Annotated in this window: 21 protein-coding genes; 8 read left to right on the forward strand and 13 right to left on the reverse strand. The window is 65.9% G+C overall.

The window, feature by feature from the left end:
* The first annotated feature begins 96 nt into the window (after positions 1 to 96).
* Positions 97 to 978: an SDR family oxidoreductase gene (locus B5X78_RS14555; protein ID WP_079725222.1), complete on the forward strand. Its 882-nt coding sequence runs from the start codon at positions 97 to 99 to the stop codon at positions 976 to 978.
* A 140-nt stretch (positions 979 to 1118) separates the two neighbouring features.
* Here B5X78_RS14555 and B5X78_RS14560 read toward each other — a convergent pair whose 3' ends face one another.
* The 7 genes from B5X78_RS14560 to B5X78_RS14590 form a co-directional block, all read right to left on the reverse strand.
* Complete coding sequence (locus B5X78_RS14560; RefSeq protein ID WP_079725223.1) at positions 1119 to 3110, reverse strand: M2 family metallopeptidase; 1992 nt, start codon at positions 3108 to 3110, stop codon at positions 1119 to 1121.
* Between the two features lie 42 nt (positions 3111 to 3152).
* Complete coding sequence (locus tag B5X78_RS14565; RefSeq protein ID WP_176140878.1) at positions 3153 to 3785, reverse strand: YrbL family protein; 633 nt, start codon at positions 3783 to 3785, stop codon at positions 3153 to 3155.
* 60 nt (positions 3786 to 3845) lie between these two features.
* The gene (locus tag B5X78_RS14570; protein ID WP_079725225.1) at positions 3846 to 4358 is read right to left on the reverse strand and encodes a hypothetical protein; all 513 of its coding nucleotides are present in this window, start codon (positions 4356 to 4358) and stop codon (positions 3846 to 3848) included.
* A 69-nt stretch (positions 4359 to 4427) separates the two neighbouring features.
* Complete coding sequence (gene minE / locus B5X78_RS14575; protein ID WP_079725226.1) at positions 4428 to 4682, reverse strand: cell division topological specificity factor MinE; 255 nt, start codon at positions 4680 to 4682, stop codon at positions 4428 to 4430.
* A gap of 3 nt (positions 4683 to 4685) precedes the next feature.
* On the reverse strand, positions 4686 to 5495 hold the full coding sequence (minD, locus tag B5X78_RS14580) for a septum site-determining protein MinD (protein WP_079725227.1): 810 nt from the start codon (positions 5493 to 5495) through the stop codon (positions 4686 to 4688).
* Positions 5496 to 5538: 43 nt separating this feature from the next.
* Complete coding sequence (minC, locus tag B5X78_RS14585; protein WP_079725228.1) at positions 5539 to 6375, reverse strand: septum site-determining protein MinC; 837 nt, start codon at positions 6373 to 6375, stop codon at positions 5539 to 5541.
* A gap of 8 nt (positions 6376 to 6383) precedes the next feature.
* The gene (locus B5X78_RS14590; RefSeq protein ID WP_079725229.1) at positions 6384 to 6980 is read right to left on the reverse strand and encodes a GNAT family N-acetyltransferase; all 597 of its coding nucleotides are present in this window, start codon (positions 6978 to 6980) and stop codon (positions 6384 to 6386) included.
* A gap of 182 nt (positions 6981 to 7162) precedes the next feature.
* On the opposite strand from B5X78_RS14590, the gene B5X78_RS14595 reads away from it, so the two are divergent.
* The 5 genes from B5X78_RS14595 (at position 7163) to B5X78_RS14615 (ending at position 11648) form a co-directional block, all read left to right on the forward strand.
* Positions 7163 to 8404: a sensor histidine kinase gene (locus B5X78_RS14595; protein WP_079725230.1), complete on the forward strand. Its 1242-nt coding sequence runs from the start codon at positions 7163 to 7165 to the stop codon at positions 8402 to 8404.
* Positions 8401 to 9042 (forward strand): response regulator, encoded by a 642-nt coding sequence (locus tag B5X78_RS14600; protein ID WP_079725231.1) that lies wholly within the window; start codon positions 8401 to 8403, stop codon positions 9040 to 9042. Before B5X78_RS14595 ends, B5X78_RS14600 begins: the two co-directional genes overlap by 4 nt.
* A gap of 278 nt (positions 9043 to 9320) precedes the next feature.
* Positions 9321 to 10472, forward strand: a complete 1152-nt coding sequence (locus B5X78_RS14605; protein WP_079725232.1) for a polyketide cyclase — start codon at positions 9321 to 9323, stop codon at positions 10470 to 10472.
* Positions 10473 to 10596: 124 nt separating this feature from the next.
* Positions 10597 to 10965: a DUF423 domain-containing protein gene (locus B5X78_RS14610; RefSeq protein WP_079725233.1), complete on the forward strand. Its 369-nt coding sequence runs from the start codon at positions 10597 to 10599 to the stop codon at positions 10963 to 10965.
* An 8-nt stretch (positions 10966 to 10973) separates the two neighbouring features.
* Positions 10974 to 11648: a DNA-3-methyladenine glycosylase family protein gene (locus tag B5X78_RS14615; RefSeq protein WP_079725234.1), complete on the forward strand. Its 675-nt coding sequence runs from the start codon at positions 10974 to 10976 to the stop codon at positions 11646 to 11648.
* A gap of 92 nt (positions 11649 to 11740) precedes the next feature.
* Here B5X78_RS14615 and B5X78_RS14620 read toward each other — a convergent pair whose 3' ends face one another.
* The 6 genes from B5X78_RS14620 to B5X78_RS14640 form a co-directional block, all read right to left on the reverse strand.
* Positions 11741 to 13198 (reverse strand): FAD-binding oxidoreductase, encoded by a 1458-nt coding sequence (locus B5X78_RS14620; RefSeq protein WP_079725235.1) that lies wholly within the window; start codon positions 13196 to 13198, stop codon positions 11741 to 11743.
* Positions 13188 to 14006: a M15 family metallopeptidase gene (locus tag B5X78_RS14625; protein WP_079725236.1), complete on the reverse strand. Its 819-nt coding sequence runs from the start codon at positions 14004 to 14006 to the stop codon at positions 13188 to 13190. Before B5X78_RS14625 ends, B5X78_RS14620 begins: the two co-directional genes overlap by 11 nt.
* Positions 14007 to 14015: 9 nt before the next feature.
* Complete coding sequence (locus B5X78_RS14630; RefSeq protein ID WP_079725237.1) at positions 14016 to 14555, reverse strand: PH domain-containing protein; 540 nt, start codon at positions 14553 to 14555, stop codon at positions 14016 to 14018.
* Between the two features lie 32 nt (positions 14556 to 14587).
* Positions 14588 to 14683 carry a DUF4177 domain-containing protein gene (locus B5X78_RS18490; protein WP_139381577.1) on the reverse strand — a complete coding sequence of 32 codons (96 nt, stop codon included), beginning with the start codon at positions 14681 to 14683 and terminating at the stop codon, positions 14588 to 14590.
* A gap of 105 nt (positions 14684 to 14788) precedes the next feature.
* Positions 14789 to 14971, reverse strand: coding sequence for a type II toxin-antitoxin system antitoxin (locus B5X78_RS14635; RefSeq protein ID WP_079725238.1), 183 nt, complete (start codon positions 14969 to 14971; stop codon positions 14789 to 14791).
* Positions 14972 to 14990: 19 nt separating this feature from the next.
* Positions 14991 to 15872, reverse strand: a complete 882-nt coding sequence (locus B5X78_RS14640; RefSeq protein ID WP_079725239.1) for an SPFH domain-containing protein — start codon at positions 15870 to 15872, stop codon at positions 14991 to 14993.
* A gap of 192 nt (positions 15873 to 16064) precedes the next feature.
* Between B5X78_RS14640 and purT the strand changes: the two genes are divergently transcribed.
* Together purT and B5X78_RS14650 are read left to right on the forward strand one after the other, a co-directional pair.
* Positions 16065 to 17249 carry a formate-dependent phosphoribosylglycinamide formyltransferase gene (gene purT, locus B5X78_RS14645; protein ID WP_079725240.1) on the forward strand — a complete coding sequence of 395 codons (1185 nt, stop codon included), beginning with the start codon at positions 16065 to 16067 and terminating at the stop codon, positions 17247 to 17249.
* A gap of 10 nt (positions 17250 to 17259) precedes the next feature.
* Positions 17260 to 17553, forward strand: a complete 294-nt coding sequence (locus tag B5X78_RS14650; RefSeq protein WP_079725241.1) for a hypothetical protein — start codon at positions 17260 to 17262, stop codon at positions 17551 to 17553.
* Positions 17554 to 17597 lie beyond the last annotated feature (44 nt).

Consider the following 17597-nt stretch of genomic DNA (forward strand, 5'->3'; position numbering starts at 1 on the left):
CTTGCAGGTAACCAAGGGTGGAAAAACTGCCTCCTTGTGGATTTGGAGGAGGTCTCAATAATAGACCATGCCTTTATCTGAGACCAAGGAGTCCTCATGTCCACTTTCACCGGCAAAATCCTGGTGACCGGCGCCAGCGGCCAACTCGGCGCGCTGGTGATTGCCGCCCTGTTGAACGAAGTTCCGCCGGCACAGCTCATCGCCACTGCGCGGAATCCGGCCAAGCTGACCGACCTGGCGGCGCGTGGCGTCGACGTACGGCAGGCCGACTACACCAAGCCTGCAAGCCTGGACGCCGCATTTCAGGGCGCGGATCGCCTGCTGCTGGTTTCGTCCAGCGAAGTCGGTCAGCGCCTGCCGCAGCATCGCAACGTCATCGAGGCGGCTCAGCGGGCAGGGGTGAAGTTGCTGGCTTACACCAGCATCCTGCGCGCCGACAGCACGCCGCTGCTGCTCGGCCAGGAACACCGCCAGACCGAAGCGTTGCTGCGCGATTCGGGAATCCCGTTCGTGTTCCTGCGCAATGGCTGGTACAGCGAGAACTACACGGCCGCGTTGGTCGGTGTGATCGAGCATGGTGCCGTGTTGGGCAGTGCAGGCGAGGGCAGGTTGTCCACCGCCGGTCGCGCTGACTATGCGGACGCCGCCGCCGTCGTGCTGGCTTCCAGCGAAGATCCCGCAGGCCGGATCTACGAACTGGCGGGCGATGAAAGCTTCACTCTGGCCGAGTACGCGGCGGAAGTTGCGCGCCAAGCGCACAAGCCGGTGGCTTACCAGGATCTGCCCGAGGCGGACTACAAGGCCGCGCTTCTGCAACTGGGCTTGCCGGCACCGTTGGCCGGCATCCTGGCGCAGAGCGATGCCGCCGCGGCACAGGGTGGTTTGTTCGATGATGGTCGCCAGCTCAGCCAACTGATCGGCCGCGCCACCACGCCGATCAAGCAGAGCATCGCAGAGACACTCGCCAGACTTGCTTAGGCATCGCAATCGACGAATTCCGTCATCGAGCTTAAGGCGCGCCGTGGCCGACCAGCGCACTCGCCTGACCCGCTGCGCCCCACGAGAAAGGCCGGCATTTTGCCGGCCTTTCTTGCTGCATCACTCTGTCCCCGATGGGTTCAGCCCTGCTTGCGCGCCGGCGTGGCCGCTGCCGCGCTGGCGTTCTCCGCCGGCGGTTGCCAGCCGCAGGTCTGGCCTTCGTTCTGCTGCTTGAGCCAGTCCTGCAGCGGAGCGAAGTATTCCAGCACCGCGCTGGCGTCCATCTTGTCGCTGCCGGTGACTTCCTTCAGCGTGTCCTGCCAGGGTTGCGACGCACCCTTCTCCAGCATCGCCCAGTAGCGCTGGCCGGCCACCTTGTTGCCGTAGAAGCTGCAGTTGTACAGCGGACCCTTGTAGCCGGAAGCGTCGCACAGGCCCTTGTAGAACTGGAACTGCAGGATGTGCGAGAGGAAGTAGCGCGTGTACGGCGTGTTGCCCGGCACGTGGTACTTGGCGCCCGGATCGAAGTAGTCCTCGCCGCGCGCCGTCACCGGCGCCACGCCCTGGTACTTGGCCTTCAGATCCCACCAGGCCTTGTTGTAGTCGCCCGTCTTGATCGAGCCATCGAACACGCCCCAGCGCCAGCGATCGATCATCAGCCCGAACGGCATGAACGACACCTTGGCCAAGGCCATGCGCATCTGCGCGTTGATCAGGGCGTCGTGGTTTTGCGGCTCGTCGCCGATCAGGCCGATGGTCTTCTGGTATTCCGGCGTCATCATCGCCAACACCATGGTGTCGCCGATGGCCTCGTGGAAGCCGTCATGCGCGCCATTCTGGAACAGCGGCGGCTGCTTGTTGTAGGCCAGGTAGTAATAGACGTGGCCGAGCTCGTGGTAGATGGTGGTGAAGTCTTCCTCGTTGGGTTTGGTGCACATCTTGGTGCGCACGTCGCCGGCCATGTTCATGTCCCAGGCGCTGGCGTGGCAGACCACGTCGCGATCCAGGGGCTTGATGAACTGGGTCTTCTCCCAGTAGCTCTTGGGCAGGCGCGGCATGCCCATCGAGACGTAGAAATCCTGCGCCCGCTCGGTCATCTGCTTGGCTACGCGCAACTGCGCGGCGCGATCAGCTTCGAACAACTGGGTCGACGTGGGCGAGGGGCCGACCTTGGTCAGTTCCTTGGCGTAATCATCCTGGTACTGGGTCTGCAAGGCGTCGCTGATATTGGCATCGGGCGCATTCTTGTACGGCTGCAGGATGTCCCACAGGTTGCCCCAGTCCTGCTGCCACATGTTGCCGGTCAGGTGCGCGGGTAGCATGCCGTTGACCTGGCCCTTGTCGGCGCCATACGTGGCCTGCAGCTTGGTGCGGGTGTAGCAGTGCAGCTGCTCGTACAGCGGCTTGACCTGGCCCCACAGGCGATCGGTTTCGGCGGACATCTCGGCCGGGGTCATGTCGTAGCCGCTGCGCCACATCTCGCCGGTGTCGGCATAGCCGAGTTCCTTGGCGCCTTCGTTGACCAGCTCGGCGAAGCGGGTGTAATCCTTGCGCATCGGCTGGGCCACGCTGTGCCAGCCCTGCCACGCGTCCAGCTGCGCGTCGTAGTCGCGGCTCTTGCGCAGCACGTCTTCCAACTGGCCCAGGTCGCGGCACTTCTGCGCATCGCCTTCGCCGGTACAGTACTTGCCGGCCCCATACATGCCGCCCATGCGCGAGGCGATCTGGGTGAGTTCCGCGAGCTTGGCGGGATCTTTCGGCGCCGGCATCGACGTCATCAACTTGAGCAGCTGGATGGCGCGCGCGGTCTGCGGCGACATCTTCTGGCCCTCGAACTTGCGTGCCTGCTCGATCCACAGGTTCAGCTGCGCCAGGAAGCGTTCGTTGTACTTGGCTTCCAGCAACTGGCTGTCGTCATTGATGTAGGTGTTTGACAGCCACTGCGAGGCGGTCATCTCCGGATACATGGCCCGGTATTCTTCGTTGACGCGGGCGATGAACTGGTCCGCGGTCTCGCCCTGCGGCGCCGACTTCGCGTCGCTGGCCGGCGTTGGCTCGTCCTTCTTGCAGGCGGACAGGGCAAGCAGGCTGCCGCCGATGGCGATCGCAAGCAGGAGGTGGCGGTGCTTCACTGGACTTCCTCGGGCGGGCGCGCGGGCGCTGGAACCGGAAGGCTAGTGGGCCGGCGAGGGCTCTGCAAGGGCGCGGCGGATGCGCTGGCGCAAGCGCTCGGCGCGGCGCTGGATCTTGCGGCGCATCAAATGCGGTATCCAGCGCGACAGCGGCAACAGTTCCTTGCCGGACAGCGTGGATTTGCCGTCCACGCAGGTCAGGCGTGGATGGCCATCCACGTCGGTGACCACAAAGTTGCCGGCGTTGAGGTCGAACAAAGGGACCTGCCGCGCCAGCAGCCAGGCTTCGATGCGGTCGACTTCCGCGCACAGCGCGCCGGCCGAATACGCGGTGCCCGCAAACAGATGCGAATACAGGCTGCGCGCGGGTTGGCCGTCGGCTTCGCGCACCAGCAGGCAGCGCAGCGCGCGACCCCAGCGCGTCTCCACCAGACCGGTGCATTGCGCGAAGACTTCATGAGTCTGCTCACCCCAGCGGGCGTGCAAACGCCGGTAAGCGCGCAATTCCACCGCGTTCTCGCCGAACGATTCCCAGCGCTGCGCCCAGGCGCGGCGCAGGCGTTCGCGCAGGCTGGCCTGGGTGCGCTCGTGCGCGGCCAGCTCGAACTTCAAGCAGGCAGCTTCGTCAGCGGGATCGCGCACACACAGGCGATTGGCGCCTCGTGCAAGGACCACCAGACCCTGCCAGTGCGGGCCGAGCGGGGGATACGCTGCCAGCGTCTCCGGCACGCGCGCCTAGGCCGCGTGGGAGTGAGGGAAGCGCGGCCGCAGCAAGTCGCGTTCGCCCAGCCACAGGCGCGCGTCCTCGGCATCGCCGGCAAACCAGTTGGCCGTGCTGCCCAGGCGGAACGAGTAACCCCAGGCGTCCATGTCGCTCATCAAGCGATCGCGGCCCACGCCGGGCAAGCCATCGGCGAGCAGGATCTGCAGGTAACAGGTGGCGTCTTCCTCGATGTCCGAATCGGTGGCATCGGTATGCACCGACGCGCGCCGTTCGGGTGTCAGCACGATCAGATGGCAGGCTTCGTGCAGCATCGAATGGATCGGCGTGTCGTCGCGCACGTAGACGTTGTGCGCGATCACGCCGGCTTCCGGCTCGCCCCAGAAACTGCCGGGAATCTTCTCGCCCGCGGCCACGCGATGCAGCTGCAGGCCATACAGCGCCAACAGCGCGGATTGCGCGGCAAAGTCGCATTGGCCGACGCGCAGGACAGAGGCTTCGGCGGCGGAAGTGACAGGATCAGTCATGGCGAGGTCGAATGTCGGCAGTCGACACCGGAGTGCCCGCTCCCGCATGCGGGAGCAGGGCGGTGGTCGTCAGCTCTGCCCTTCAGGCAGCGCCACCGAGATGTCCAGCACGTCGTGCTCGCCGTCCTTGATCACGTCCACCTTGACCGCGTCGGCGTCCACGTTGACGTACTTCTTGATCACTTCCAGCAGCTCGCGACGCAGCAGCGGCAGGTAGTCCGGACCGCCGCGCGAGGTGCGCTCCTGCGCGATGATGATCTGCAGGCGATTCTTCGCGGTTTCGGCGGTGTTCTTCTTGGCTTTGAGGAAATCGAACAGACCCATGCCTCAACCTCCAAACAGCTTGCTGAAGAAACCCTTCTTCTCCAGCGAGGTGAAACGCATCGGGCGATCCTCGCCCAGCAGGCGCGCGACGGTATCGTCGTAGGCCTGGCCGGCGGGCGATTCCAGATCCAGGATCACCGGTTCGCCCTTGTTGGAGGCATTGAGCACGTCGCCCGATTCGGGCACCACGCCGATGGCCTTCAGGCCCAGCACGTCTTCCACGTCCTTGATGCTCAGCATCTCGCCGCCTTCCACACGCGCCGGGTTGTAGCGCGTCAGCAGCAGGTTGGTCTTGAGCGGCTGGCCGTTTTCGGCGCGGCGGGTCTTGGAATCCAGCAGGCCGACGATGCGATCGGAGTCGCGCACCGAGGACACTTCCGGATTCACCACCACCACCGCCTGGTCGGCGAAGTACATCGCCAGGAACGCGCCCTTCTCGATGCCGGCGGGGGAGTCGCAGACGATGAAGTCGAAGCCGTCGTCAGCCAGATCCTTCAGCACTTTTTCCACGCCTTCCTTGGTCAGCGCATCCTTGTCACGCGTCTGCGAGGCAGCCAGCACGTACAGCGTCTCGAAACGCTTGTCCTTGATCAGCGCCTGCTTGAGCGTGGCTTCGCCCTGGGTGACGTTGACGAAGTCGTACACGACCCGGCGTTCGCAGCCCATGATCAAGTCCAGGTTGCGCAGGCCGACGTCAAAGTCGATGACGGCCACTTTCTTGCCACGACGCGCAAGGCCGCAAGCGAGGCTGGCGCTGGTGGTGGTCTTGCCCACGCCGCCCTTGCCGGACGTGACTACGATGATTTCTGCCAACGGTGTTCTCCTGGATTTCTTCTCGGTTGGTCGGTGCGCCGGCTCAGTCGAGCGCGGCAATTTTCAGTTCTTCCTGGTCCAGCCAGATCTGCACGGCCTTGCCGCGCAGTTCCTTGGGTACTTCTTCAATCACCTTGTAGTGGCCGGCGATGGCCACCAGCTCGGCGTGGAATTCGCGGCAGAAAATCCGCGCATCCGTATTGCCCTGTGCGCCGGCCAGGGCGCGTCCGCGCAGCGGACCATACACATGGATCGAGCCGTCGGCGATGACTTCGGCGCCGGCGCCGACGGTGCTGAGCACGGTCAGATCGCGGTTGTCGGCGTAAAGCTGCTGGCCGGATCGGACCGGGGTCTTCTGGACCAGGCCGGGCTTGGAAGCCGGGGCGGCTTTGATCTGTGCAGCTTGCGCAGGAGCGGCTTTAGCCGCGACCGCTTGCCGTGCTGGCGCGTCGGCTGTGGCGGTTGATGTCGGGGCTGAAGCCCCTCCTACGGCCCCTCCTGCAGCGCCGGAGCCGGCAGATGCGCCGACCGGTTCGTACTGGGCGCGGAACTTGGCCAGCAGGGGCAGGCCGAGCTGCTCGGCCAACTGTTCGATCTCGCGGGTGCCGTAGGCCAGCGCCACCGGCAGCACGCCGGCCTGGCGCAGGCCGTCGATCAGGGCTTGTGCCGTGTCGGGGTCGGGTGTGCGGCTGAGGCCACCAAAGTCGACGATGACCGCGGCGCGACCAAACAGCTTGGGCGCACGCTCGACGCGTTCGCGCATCTCGCGGACCAGCTGGGTCACGTCGAGCGTACGCACGCGCAGGTTGGCGATGCCCACCTGGCCAATCTTCAGTTCGCCGGCTTGTTCGTAGTCGAGGGAAGCGGAAGGGCTGCTCATGCGTCCAGTCATGTTCCGGTCGGCCGTTCGGTGCGTGCATCGGCCAGCTGGCGCGTGCGCGCCCAGGGCAGATCGGGAAGGTCGTCGCCGTAGGTCTCGCGCACCCAGGGGTAGCTGCACAGTTCCTTCATCAGCATGCTGGCGCGCACGCCCACTTCCGGCATCAGGTTCTGGCCCACCTCGCGGAAGCCGAAGCTGCCATGGAACAGCAGGGCCGGGTCGGCGCCGTGGTCCAGGAACACTTCGCAGGCCAGCTGCGGATGGCGCAGTTCGGCGAAGCTCTGTACGTCGGCGTAGAACGCGCGGCCGACGCCACCGCCACGACGGCGGCTGGCCACCACGATGCGGTCGATATAGAAAAACTGCGGGTAGCGCTCACGGAACCAGGCGAAGTTGCTGCTGTCGTGATCGGAAGCGGAGCCGAAGCCGACCAGGAAGCCGGCGAGGTTGCCATCGCGTTCGGCAACGCGGAAATACTCGGCCCGCTCGTAGAAGCGGTGCAGTTTGGCCGAATCCAGCGGCAGGATCGCCAGTCCGGCGTTGTTGTTCAGGGCTAGAACGGAATCCAGCTCGTGCTCACGCACGTCGCGGATGACAATCGACATTACTCGGCTCCGGGGCGGGAGGTCTTGCGGGCTTGCAGAGAAGGCCAGCCGCAGAAATCGGCCTGCGCGGGATTATCGCATGGCCGAGCGAGTGTGAGGTTTTTTCCGGCTGGCGCCCGGAAATCCCGGGGCCATGACTTTCGGTGGGCGGCGCGGCGGCGGATTCCGCCTAAGATGCGGTCATGTTGGGACGACTGAGCCACACCCGATTGCTTCGCGCGACCGGCCTGTACACCTGGGCCCTGGTCGGGATTCCGATCGTCCTGAATGTCTGGTTCCTGCCACCGCCCACCGGCGCGGACGGGCAGCAGGTCAACATTCCGCTGACCGCGCTGGCCTACTTCACCTTCGGCATCTGCTACTGGATCGCCACCCGCTCGCTGGGCGCGCGCAGTGCGCAGAACAGCGCCTGGAACATCCCACTGGCGCTGGTATTGACCCTGACCGCGGTGGCGGTGGGTTTCTACAGCCGCACCGGCCTGAGCGCGCTGCTCATGGTGATCCTGGCCGGCGTACTGCCGTGGCTGTTGAGCCTGCGCCTGGCCATCGCCTGGTTGTTGCTGGGGCATGCGCCGCTGGTGTGGTCGTTCATGGCGCTGGAAGACTTCAACTTCTGGGAAGCCCTGTTCCAGTCGGCCTTTTACGTGGGCTTCGCCGCGTTCGTGCTGATCACCGCGTATGTGGCCCGGCAACAGGCCGAGGCGCGGGAAGAACAGCGACGGCTCAACGCCGAACTGCGCGCCACCCGGGTGCTGCTGGCCGAAAGCGCACGGGTCAACGAGCGCACGCGCATCTCGCGCGAACTGCATGATCTGCTCGGCCATCACCTGACCGCGTTGAGCCTGAACCTGGAAGTGGCCGGTCACATCACCGAAGGTCGCGCGCAGGAACATGTGCGGCAGGCGCATACCCTGGCGCGCCTGCTGCTGACCGATGTGCGCGAGGCCGTCAGCCAGCTGCGTGACAGCGGCGCCATCGACCTGGGCGCGGCCCTGCTGCCGCTGGCCGAAAAGGTGCCGGCGCTGGCCATCCACATGGACATCGAGGAGCCGCTGATGCTCGATGACCCCCAGCGCGCCCATGTCCTGCTGCGCTGCACCCAGGAAATCATCACCAATGCGGTGCGCCACGCCGGCGCGCGCAACCTGTGGGTCCATTGCCGCCGCCAGGGCACACACATCCTGATCGACGCACGCGACGATGGCGCCGGCGCCGACCACCCTGTCGCCGGCAATGGCCTGCGCGGCATGCGTGAACGGCTGGCCCAGTACGGCGGCGAGTTGACCCTGGAAACCCGGCCCGGGAAGGGTTTCAGCCTGGCCATACGTCTGCCTTTAGTTGAAAACGCCGGCGGCATCCTGCCGCTGCATGCCGAATCCTTCCCCGAATCGCTGTCCGAGACAGTCCCTGGAGGTAGTCCGTGATCCGTGTTTGCCTGGTCGATGACCAAACCCTGGTTCGCCAGGGCATCCGTTCCCTGCTGGCGCTGGACGATGGCATCGAGGTCGTGGCCGAAGCCGGCGATGGCAAGCAGGCGGTGGAACTGATCCCGCAGATCAAGCCCGACGTGGTGCTGATGGACATGCGCATGCCGGTGATGTCCGGGCTGGAGGCGCTGCAGGCGCTGGCCCGCACCGGCCAGCTGCCGCCGGCGATCATCCTGACCACCTTTGACGACGATCAGCTGGTGCTGGCCGGGCTCAAGGCCGGCGCCAAGGGCTATCTGCTGAAGGACGTGTCGCTGGAACAGCTGGTGGGCGCCATCCGCACCGTGGCCGACGGCGGCTCGCTGGTGCAGCCGGCGGTGACCCAGCGCCTGCTGTCCGGCCTGGAGCACATGCGCAACGACTTCGTCAGCCTGGATCGGCCGGACCCGCTGACCGATCGCGAGACCGAGATCCTGCGCCTGATGGCCAGCGGTTTCTCCAACAAGGAAATCGCCAATTCCCTGGGCGTGGCCGAAGGGACAATCAAGAACCATGTCTCCAACATCCTGTCCAAGCTGGGCGTGCGCGATCGCACCCGGGCCGTGCTCAAGGCTTTCGAGTTGCAGTTGGTCTGAACGTCGTGGCGGGGCAGGCCGCATGCCGCGCAGCAGCGGCATGCCCGGCTCGGCCCGGTGAGCAGAAACCGGCCCTGCCAAGCACAGGCCGCCTGCCTCTCGCAAGCCTCCACGCCCCGATTTTCGCGGCGAGTGGCGTGAAAATAGCGTTCAATCGCCGCTTCGATGGCACGATGTCATCGACCGCGAAAACGGGCTGCCCTGAACGGTTCAAGCCTGATAGGATGCGCGGTGCACATTTTCAATGGCCGAGGCACCGGCCCCCGGAGACTCCCTGAATGACCCGTTTGATCGAGTTCCTGATTGCGTTGGCGCTGGTCCTGGCGCTGTTTCTGGTAATCGGCCTGGTGTTGCCTTCCAAGCGTTCGCTGGAAGAAAGCGCCGAGACCAACCGCCGTATGACCATCGTGTTCGACACGCTGAACAACGTGCGCCGATTGAAGGACTGGAACCCGCTGATTCCGCATGCGGCCAATGAGCTTTCCTATTCCGGCGGCGATGAAGGCCATGCCGGTGTCGGCGCCCGCGTCGACTACACCTCCACCGGCGCCTGGGGCAAGGGCAGCTGGGAAATCGTCGAAAACGAGCGTCCTGCTCCCAACGGCGGCACCGGCAAGATCGCGTATGCGATCACCGACAGCAAGCTGGGCACCGACAAGAAGACCGTCTTCAACCTCGAGCCGACCGGCAAGAACCACCGCAACGTCAAGGTCACCCAGTCGTATGAAGTGACCTATGGCTGGAACCTGGTCGGCCGTTACGCCGGCATGTACGTCAGCCGCCACGTCGGCGACGCGGTCAAGGCGGGCCTGTCCAAGCTGACCAACATGCTGGCCACCGTGCCGAACTTCGACTACCGCACCGAAGGCAGCAAGCTGACCGATCTGAAGATCGTCGACGTGCCGGCCGAGGATCTGCTGGTGGTCAACGCCGGCAACATCGACCGCACCAACGAAGCCATCAAGGCCTCGATCAAGTCGAACCAGGAATGGATCAAGCGCGTGATGGAGGCCAATGGCCTGGAAGCCGCCGGTCCGCTGCGCATCGTCACCACCGACTTCGGCACCGAGAAGTACGCCTTCGACGTGGCCCAGCCGGTCCGCAAGGCAGGCAGTGCGCCGAAGAACGCCGAAGGCGAAGAGCCGCCGGTCGCCGTGCCCGCCGCTGCCGCCAGCGCCGGCACCCTGAAGGTCACCATTCCTTCGGGCGCCCCGGTTACCCACGTGGTCGGCAAGGAACACCGTTCGGCCACCGCCAAGTACACCGGCTTCGTCGCCGAACTGGATGCGCAGCGCAGCGCCATGCGTGCCTGGGCCGTCACTAACGGCTACGAAGTGGTCGAGCGTCCGTACGAATCGTGGAAGAGCGGCGTTGACCCGTCCTTCGACAGCGGCACCGCCGAGTTCGATCTGTACTGGGCCATCAAGTAAACCGGCGGCGGTTCTCCGCATGCTGACAAAGACAGCGCGTCGCTTCCTGCGGCGCGCTGTTTTTTTATGCCCGCTGTTTTCGTGCCGCACACCCTGACCGCGCCCCGCCGGAGAACCCGCGCCGATGCACTACGACCGCCGTCAACGCAAACCTTCTTTCCTGGCCCTGTGCGGCGGCTTGCTGGCCGGCATCGCCGTGGGCCTGTCGGCCTATGCCGCGCACGGCCTGGCGGACCCGCTGATGCAGTCACGGCTGCAGAACGCCGCCCTGTTCGCGTTCGGCCACGGACTGGCGCTGGCGGCGCTGGCGCCCAGCACCACGCGGCGACTGGGCAGCCTTGGCCTGTACATGCTGTTGCTGGGCACGCTGCTGTTTGCCGGCAGCCTGACGGCGGCCGTGTTCCTCGGCACACCCACCACGTTTGCCCCTTACGGCGGCACGGCCTTGATGTTGGGTTGGCTGGCCTGGGCCATTGACGCCGTGCGACGGTAAGTGCCGACATGCCCCGATATACGCGCGGATTCGATACCGAAGCGGCCTACGATCATCTGAGCCGGCGTGATCGCAAGCTCGGCACGTGGATGAAGCGGATTGGCTACCTGGAACCGCAGCCGACCTGGAAGAAGGCTTTCGATCCGGTCGATGCGCTGGCCCGGGCCATCCTGTACCAGCAGCTCAGTGGCAAGGCCGCGGCCACGATCGTCGGCCGCGTGGAAGCCGCCATCGGCAGCACCCGCCTGCACTACGACACCCTGGGCCGGATTGACGATGTCGCCCTGCGCGCCTGCGGCGTGTCGGGCAACAAGAGCCTGGCCCTGCGCGATCTGGCCGCGCGCGAACAGCGCGGCGAGATTCCCAACCTGCGGCAGATGTCGACGATGAGCGAAGACGCCATCGTCGAGGCGCTGGTGCCGATCCGCGGCATCGGCCGCTGGACGGTGGAAATGATGTTGATGTTCCGCTTGGGCCGGCCGGATGTGTTTCCCATCGATGATCTGGGCGTGCGCAAGGGCGCGCAGTTCGTCGACAAGCTCGAGGTCGCGCCCACGCCCAAAGAACTGCTGGCGCGCGGCGAGCGCTGGGGTCCGTATCGCACCTACGCGGCGCAGTACCTGTGGCGGATTGCCGACTTTGGCAGCGACGCGAAGGAAGCTACCAAGCGTTCGCAGGATTGATCGGCGCGCCGCTCGCCGGATTCAGGCCGGGCTCGCAGGTTCTTCCGTCACTGCCGTGATGCGCGCAAGCGTGGGGGCCGCCACGGTGCCCGTCAAGTCGGCAGGTACGTGTCCCACAACTGGTTGCGGAAACGCCGCTGCGGATCCAGTTGCCGCTTGAGCGTGGCAAAGGCCTGCGCTTCCGGATAGGCGCGCAGGAATTGCTCGCGCGTGGCATGCAAGCGGTAAGGCAGGTAGTAGCGGCCGCCATGCAGCAGCGCCGCGTCGATCAAGTGCCGGGTCCATATGCCGGCCCTGTCATCGGCTGCCTGTCCGGCGTCCTGCTTGTGGTACAGCACGAAGGAAAACACCTCTTCTCGCGCCCACGCCAGCAGGCTGTCGCGGTCGGCCGGAGAATGCCGGATGGAAATGTTCAAGGCCTGCACACGATGCTGTTGCAGGATGGCGGTCATCGAGCGCGCGAACGAGCCGAAGCCGGCCACCGGGATGAAGTACTCCTGCAGCAGATAGGTCGAGAACTGGCGGGTGCGCGGTTCCAGCGCGGCCGCATCCAGGCTCGCCTCGCGGTTGCGCAGCTGCACCATCGGCTCGTGCAGCAGCCGTTCGGTCTGGAAACGATCACGCAGCAGGCCACCGGCGGGCAGCTCGGACACCGCCCAGATCAGGTTCCGCTCACGGTGGTAGTCCAGGCCGCGCGCGATCAGCCGCTGCGGATGCGTCAGCGCGGCTTGGCTGCGTCGCCAACTGATCGCCAGCGGAGCGTCGAAGTGGGGCGGCACCAGATCGGCGTTGTGCATCAGCACGTCCGCGCGACCGGCCACCTGGCTGCGGAAGTAATCGGGATAGTCGGCCAGCGGCAGGCGTTCGACATGGCGCTGCATGCGCTGGTTCTCGGCCAGATCCAGTTCCACCTCGGTGACGACACCCAGGCCTCCGTAGCCGCCAATGACTGCCGCAAACAGTTCCGGAGATTGTTGGCGATCCAGTTCATGCACGCTGCCGTCGGCGCTCACCAACTGCAGCGCACGCAACGAATGCGCGAGCGGACCGGCGCCGACGTAGCGGCCATGGCAGTTCACCGCCACCGACCCGCCAATCGAAAAATTGCTGTAGCTCTGCATGATCCGCGGCGACAGATCATGCGGGTCCAGATGATCCAGCAGGTCGCGCCAGCACATGCCGGCCTGTACCCGCACGCGTTGGCGCGCCGGATCCAGCCAGATCAAGCGGCGCATGCCACGCATGTCCAGATGCAGCGAGTCGCGTGCGGCGATCTGTCCGCCCATGCTGTAGCGCGCACCGCCGATGCTGATCGCGCTGTCGGCAGAGCGCACTGCCGCCTGCACGCTGGCGGTGTCGGAAGGGCGGACTATCCGGGCGACCGGCATCGGCGCGATCCGCGCCACGTCTTCCACGAACGCCGGCGCCGTGGCGTCGTTGGAGTCAGCGCAGCCGCTCAGCAGGCCAAGGCCGGCCAGACCGAGCGTGCGCAAGGCCTCGCGGCGCGCGCTGGAAGCGGGTATGCCTGCGTGATCGGACTCAGCCGTCATGCCCGGCGTAACGCCAGTGCCAGGGTTCGTAGACGATGCCGTGCGGATTGCCGCGCGGGTAACTCATGACGAAACCGGCCGCGCCGGCATGCTCGCTCAGCCAGGCAAAGGCGGCGGTGCCTTCAAAGGTTTCTTCTGCGGGCGGCTCGCCCGGCGTGCCGATATCCAGCGCGCAGCCGCCATGATGCTCGCTGTAACCCGGTGCGGCATTGACGGTCAGGATTTGCTCCACCGTCTGCCCACGCGCCAGCTTGCGTTCGAAGATGCCCAGTTGGTAATCGTGGCTGCGGTAGCCGGAGATCGACTCCAGCACTACGCCGTCGCGCGCGGCCGCTGCACGCATCGCCAGCCAGGCGCGCGCTGCCGACACTTCCAGCCACAAGGGGCGGCGATAGCGATCGAAATCCGCAAACACCAGCGTATCCGGCTCGGCCACCAGATCCAGGCCGGTGCGCTCACCGTAGCTGTCATCCAGGCCCAACGCATGCAGGCGATCTCGCAAGCCATCCAGCGGCAGGTCGGCGGCGTGCCACTCGGGCACGGCGGCCGCCTCAATCTGTTCCAAGCGATCCATCGCCGCTTCCAGGCCCGGTTCGCGGGGCAGGGAGGGCAGCAACGGCATCACGCCGCTGTCCAGCACCGCCGCCAGATAGCGGCCGTCGCGCTTGCGGCGCAACACCCAGCGTGCGCGCGACAGGATGCGCGCGTCGCCATTGCCGCGCGCGCGCAGCAGCCGCGCAGGCCACAGTTCAATGGCGCCGGTGTTGAACAGGGCGGTCTTCAGCGGAACGGGGGGCAGGGCGCGCATCGGCGCAGCTTAGCGAGCCGGGCGTTGGCCTGCCAGTTCAAGCAACTGATCCAGCAGCTCGCGCGGCTTCTCCGGACTGAGCAGCAGGGTCAGTCCATCGCGCAGCGGCAGCACCAGCACGCGCGAGCGATCGGTGACCAGGCAGAACGCCTTGGCCAGGTTGCGCATGCGGTAGTGACCGGCGGAAAAGCCGGGCAGGGTGAAGCCATTGGTCTTCACCATCGGCCGCAGTTCGGTGTGCTCGTCCAGGCTGACCACGCGCGCGTTGTCCAGGTCGATCGCTTCGACCGGTACCTGTTTGCGGTACAGGGTCGCGGTGATCTGCAGGTCGCGATTGGACAGCACGATGCGGCGCCTGCGGGCGGCCCAGCTCAGTCCGGCGCCGATCACGATCAGCAGCGGCAGGGCGAGCAGCAGCCCGTGCGCCGGCGTGGTCTGGGCGGGCATGACCGCCACGCCGATGATCACGCCCGCAGCCAGCAGCATCGGCAACCACAGCCCGAGCCAGGCGATGCCGGCCAGCGGTGCGACCGGGATGTCCTTCTGCATGTCAGTTCCCCTTGGGTGAGCACGCCATGCCATCAGGCCTGGCGTTTGAAGATCAACGTCAGCCCGTAATAGGCGGCGGGCACCACGGTGTTGACCAGTTCCCAGCCCTGCGAGCCCTGGCGGTTCATTCTTCCTGCAGGGCCTTGGGATCCAGTCCGCCAAAGGTCTTCAGCTTGAACTCGACCACCTGGTAATTCCAGCGCGTACTCATGGCGTGCTCCCGGTCTTGAAGCTCAGGGTGTTTCTTCGTCGGAGGCGGCGTCCTGCCTGGGCAGGCGCCCCGCCTTGCGCAGGGCGTCGCGCAACACGTACTCAATCTGCGCGTTGAGCGAACGCAGTTCGTCGTCGGCCCAACGCTGCACGGCGCTCAGTACATCGGCGTTGATGCGCAGCGGGTAGGCTTTCTTCTCGGCCACGATCCGGTTCCGTGCGGACTCAGTACAGCGAGCCGGTGTTGACGATCGGCTGCGTACCGCGCTCGCCGCACAGCACCACCAGCAGGTTGCTGACCATCTGCGCCTTGCGTTCCTCGTCCAGGTTGACCACGCCGTTCTTCTGCAGCTCGGCCAGGGCCATTTCCACCATGCCCACCGCGCCGGCCACGATCCGCGTGCGCGCCGCGATGACCGCATTGGCCTGCTGGCGCTGCAACATCGCCTGGGCGATTTCCGCCGCGTAGGCCAGGTGGCTGATGCGGGCGTCCAGTACTTCCACGCCGGCATGGGCCAGGCGCTCGGCCAGTTCATCCTTCAGGTGCTGCGAAATCTCGGTGGCGTGACTGCGCAGGGCCAGTTGACCTTCTTCGTGCTGGTCGTAAGGGTAGCTGGTGGCCATCGCACGCAGCGCCGACTCGGACTGGATGTGCACGAAGTTCTCGTAGTCGTCGACGTTGTAGACGGCTTCGGAGGCATCCACCACCTGCCAGACGATCACGGCGGCGATTTCAATCGGGCTGCCATCCAGCTCATTGACCTTGAGCTTGCCGCTTTCGAAGTTGCGCACGCGCAGGCTGATCTTCTTCTTGGAATAGAAGGGGTTGTTCCAGCGCAGGCCGTTGTCCTTGACCGTGCCGACGTACTTGCCGAACAAGCTGAGCACTGCCGCCTGGTTGGGCTGGACCGTGTACAGGCCGGTCATGCAGAACAGGGTCACGAAGAACAGGCCGATGCCGGAGAGCAGGCGGGCGACGTCGGGAATCCCGGTCGCGGGACCCTTCTGCACGCCGGTCACGAACAGCCAGATGGCCAGGGCGAGCAGGGCGAACAGGACGAGCAGGAAGGGAATGCCGGTCAGCGAAGGTAGGGACTTCTCTTTCATGGGTCGATCCTCTGGGTTCGAGGGAACGATATCAGATTGATATCAGGTTGCAACAGCCGGTTGTCGGGTCAGCCCGCCCGCCAGGCCCGCCCGGGCACCGCTGGATTCCCCCACGGGCCCGACCGCCCCGGCCGAGCCGGCAAAGGGACCGGCTAGAATTTCGTCCTTACTTGCTGACGGCCCTTGCCCCCCATGACCACGATTGGAACCCCGCTCACCGCCCATGCCACCCGCGTCCTGCTGCTCGGCTCGGGCGAACTGGGCAAGGAAGTGGCGATTGAGCTGCAGCGGCTGGGGGTGGAGGTGATCGCGGCGGATCGCTATGCCGATGCGCCGGCGATGCAGGTGGCGCATCGTTCGCATGTGCTGGACATGCTCGACCCGGCGGCGGTGCGTGCGTTGATCGCGCAGGAGCAGCCACACCTGATCGTGCCGGAGATCGAGGCCATCCATACCGAGACCCTGGTGGCGCTGGAAAGCGAAGGCGTGGCGCGGGTCATTCCGACCGCGCGCGCGGCGCGCCTGACCATGGATCGCGAAGGCATCCGCCGGCTGGCCGCAGAGACGCTGAAGCTGCCCACCTCGCCCTATCGTTTTGTCGACAGCGAAGCCGAATATCGCCAGGCCGTGGCGGAGATAGGCCTGCCGTGCGTGGTCAAGCCGGTGATGTCATCGTCGGGCAAGGGCCAGAGCACCTTGCGCAGCGAGGCCGACATCGGGCCGGCGTGGGAGTACGCGCAGACCGGCGGCCGTGCCGGCGCGGGTCGCTGCATCGTCGAAGGCTTCATCGATTTCGACTACGAGATCACCCTGCTGACCGTGCGCCATGCCAATGGCACCTCGTTCTGCGAGCCGATTGGTCATTGGCAGAAGGACGGCGACTATCGCGAAAGCTGGCAGCCGCAGCCGATGACGGACCTGGCCCTGCAACGCGCGCAGGACATTGCCGGCGCGGTCACCGATGACCTCGGTGGCTGGGGGCTGTTCGGCGTGGAGTTGTTCGTCAAGGGCGACGAGGTGTGGTTCAGCGAAGTCTCGCCACGCCCGCACGATACCGGCCTGGTCACGCTGGTCTCGCAGGATCTGAGCGAGTTCGCGCTGCATGCGCGCGCGATTCTCGGCCTGCCGATTCCGGTGATCCGCTCGCAGGGGCCATCGGCCTCGTGCGCGGTACTGGCGCATGGCCATGGCGTGCCGGTGTTCTCGCAGGTGGATGCGGCGCTGACCGCACCGGATACGGCGCTGCGCCTGTTCGGCAAGCCGCGGGTCGAAGGCCATCGCCGCGTCGCGGTGACGCTGGCACGCGCCGCCGATATCGAAGGCGCGCGTGCCATCGCCCGTGACGCCGCCGAAGCCCTGCAGATCGCACTCAAATAAGGACACCGCCATGAACGGCAACGAAGGTTATGCGGTGTTCTTCTTCCCGGAAGCGCTCAACGCGCTCGGCGAGATAATCAAACCCTACCTGGTGCAGGCCGAAGGCAAGGAGCCGCACATCCTCTGCCGCGAAATCGACACCGCCGGCGCCTTGATCGAGATGACCCTGGAAGGCCTGGCGCCCGACGGCAAGACTGTACAGATTGAACTGATGGTGCCCGGCAGCATGGTCAAGATGATTGTCTCGGCGCGCAGCGACGGCAATATCGGCTTCAGTCCGCGCACCACGGTGCTGGGCGGGTAAGACGACAGGCGCGTCCACGACAGGCGCGTCGATGCGCCGCGTCC

The sequence above is a fragment of the Pseudoxanthomonas indica genome (genome assembly GCF_900167565.1).
GTDB lineage: Bacteria > Pseudomonadota > Gammaproteobacteria > Xanthomonadales > Xanthomonadaceae > Pseudoxanthomonas_A > Pseudoxanthomonas_A indica.

What these genes read in the sequence shown, in the direction of transcription:
- B5X78_RS14605 (WP_079725232.1), top strand. Translation starts at nt 9,321, where the DNA reads ATGACCCGTTTGATCGAGTTCCTGATTGCGTTGGCGCTGGTCCTGGCG.
- minC (WP_079725228.1), bottom strand. Translation starts at nt 6,375, where the DNA reads ATGAGCAGCCCTTCCGCTTCCCTCGACTACGAACAAGCCGGCGAACTG.
- B5X78_RS14590 (WP_079725229.1), bottom strand. Translation starts at nt 6,980, where the DNA reads ATGTCGATTGTCATCCGCGACGTGCGTGAGCACGAGCTGGATTCCGTT.
- B5X78_RS14615 (WP_079725234.1), top strand. Translation starts at nt 10,974, where the DNA reads ATGCCCCGATATACGCGCGGATTCGATACCGAAGCGGCCTACGATCAT.
- B5X78_RS14610 (WP_079725233.1), top strand. Translation starts at nt 10,597, where the DNA reads ATGCACTACGACCGCCGTCAACGCAAACCTTCTTTCCTGGCCCTGTGC.
- B5X78_RS14570 (WP_079725225.1), bottom strand. Translation starts at nt 4,358, where the DNA reads ATGACTGATCCTGTCACTTCCGCCGCCGAAGCCTCTGTCCTGCGCGTC.
- B5X78_RS14640 (WP_079725239.1), bottom strand. Translation starts at nt 15,872, where the DNA reads ATGAAAGAGAAGTCCCTACCTTCGCTGACCGGCATTCCCTTCCTGCTC.
- B5X78_RS14595 (WP_079725230.1), top strand. Translation starts at nt 7,163, where the DNA reads ATGTTGGGACGACTGAGCCACACCCGATTGCTTCGCGCGACCGGCCTG.
- B5X78_RS14630 (WP_079725237.1), bottom strand. Translation starts at nt 14,555, where the DNA reads ATGCAGAAGGACATCCCGGTCGCACCGCTGGCCGGCATCGCCTGGCTC.
- B5X78_RS14650 (WP_079725241.1), top strand. Translation starts at nt 17,260, where the DNA reads ATGAACGGCAACGAAGGTTATGCGGTGTTCTTCTTCCCGGAAGCGCTC.
- minE (WP_079725226.1), bottom strand. Translation starts at nt 4,682, where the DNA reads ATGGGTCTGTTCGATTTCCTCAAAGCCAAGAAGAACACCGCCGAAACC.
- B5X78_RS14625 (WP_079725236.1), bottom strand. Translation starts at nt 14,006, where the DNA reads ATGCGCGCCCTGCCCCCCGTTCCGCTGAAGACCGCCCTGTTCAACACC.
- B5X78_RS14555 (WP_079725222.1), top strand. Translation starts at nt 97, where the DNA reads ATGTCCACTTTCACCGGCAAAATCCTGGTGACCGGCGCCAGCGGCCAA.
- B5X78_RS14620 (WP_079725235.1), bottom strand. Translation starts at nt 13,198, where the DNA reads ATGACGGCTGAGTCCGATCACGCAGGCATACCCGCTTCCAGCGCGCGC.
- purT (WP_079725240.1), top strand. Translation starts at nt 16,065, where the DNA reads ATGACCACGATTGGAACCCCGCTCACCGCCCATGCCACCCGCGTCCTG.
- B5X78_RS18490 (WP_139381577.1), bottom strand. Translation starts at nt 14,683, where the DNA reads ATGAACCGCCAGGGCTCGCAGGGCTGGGAACTGGTCAACACCGTGGTG.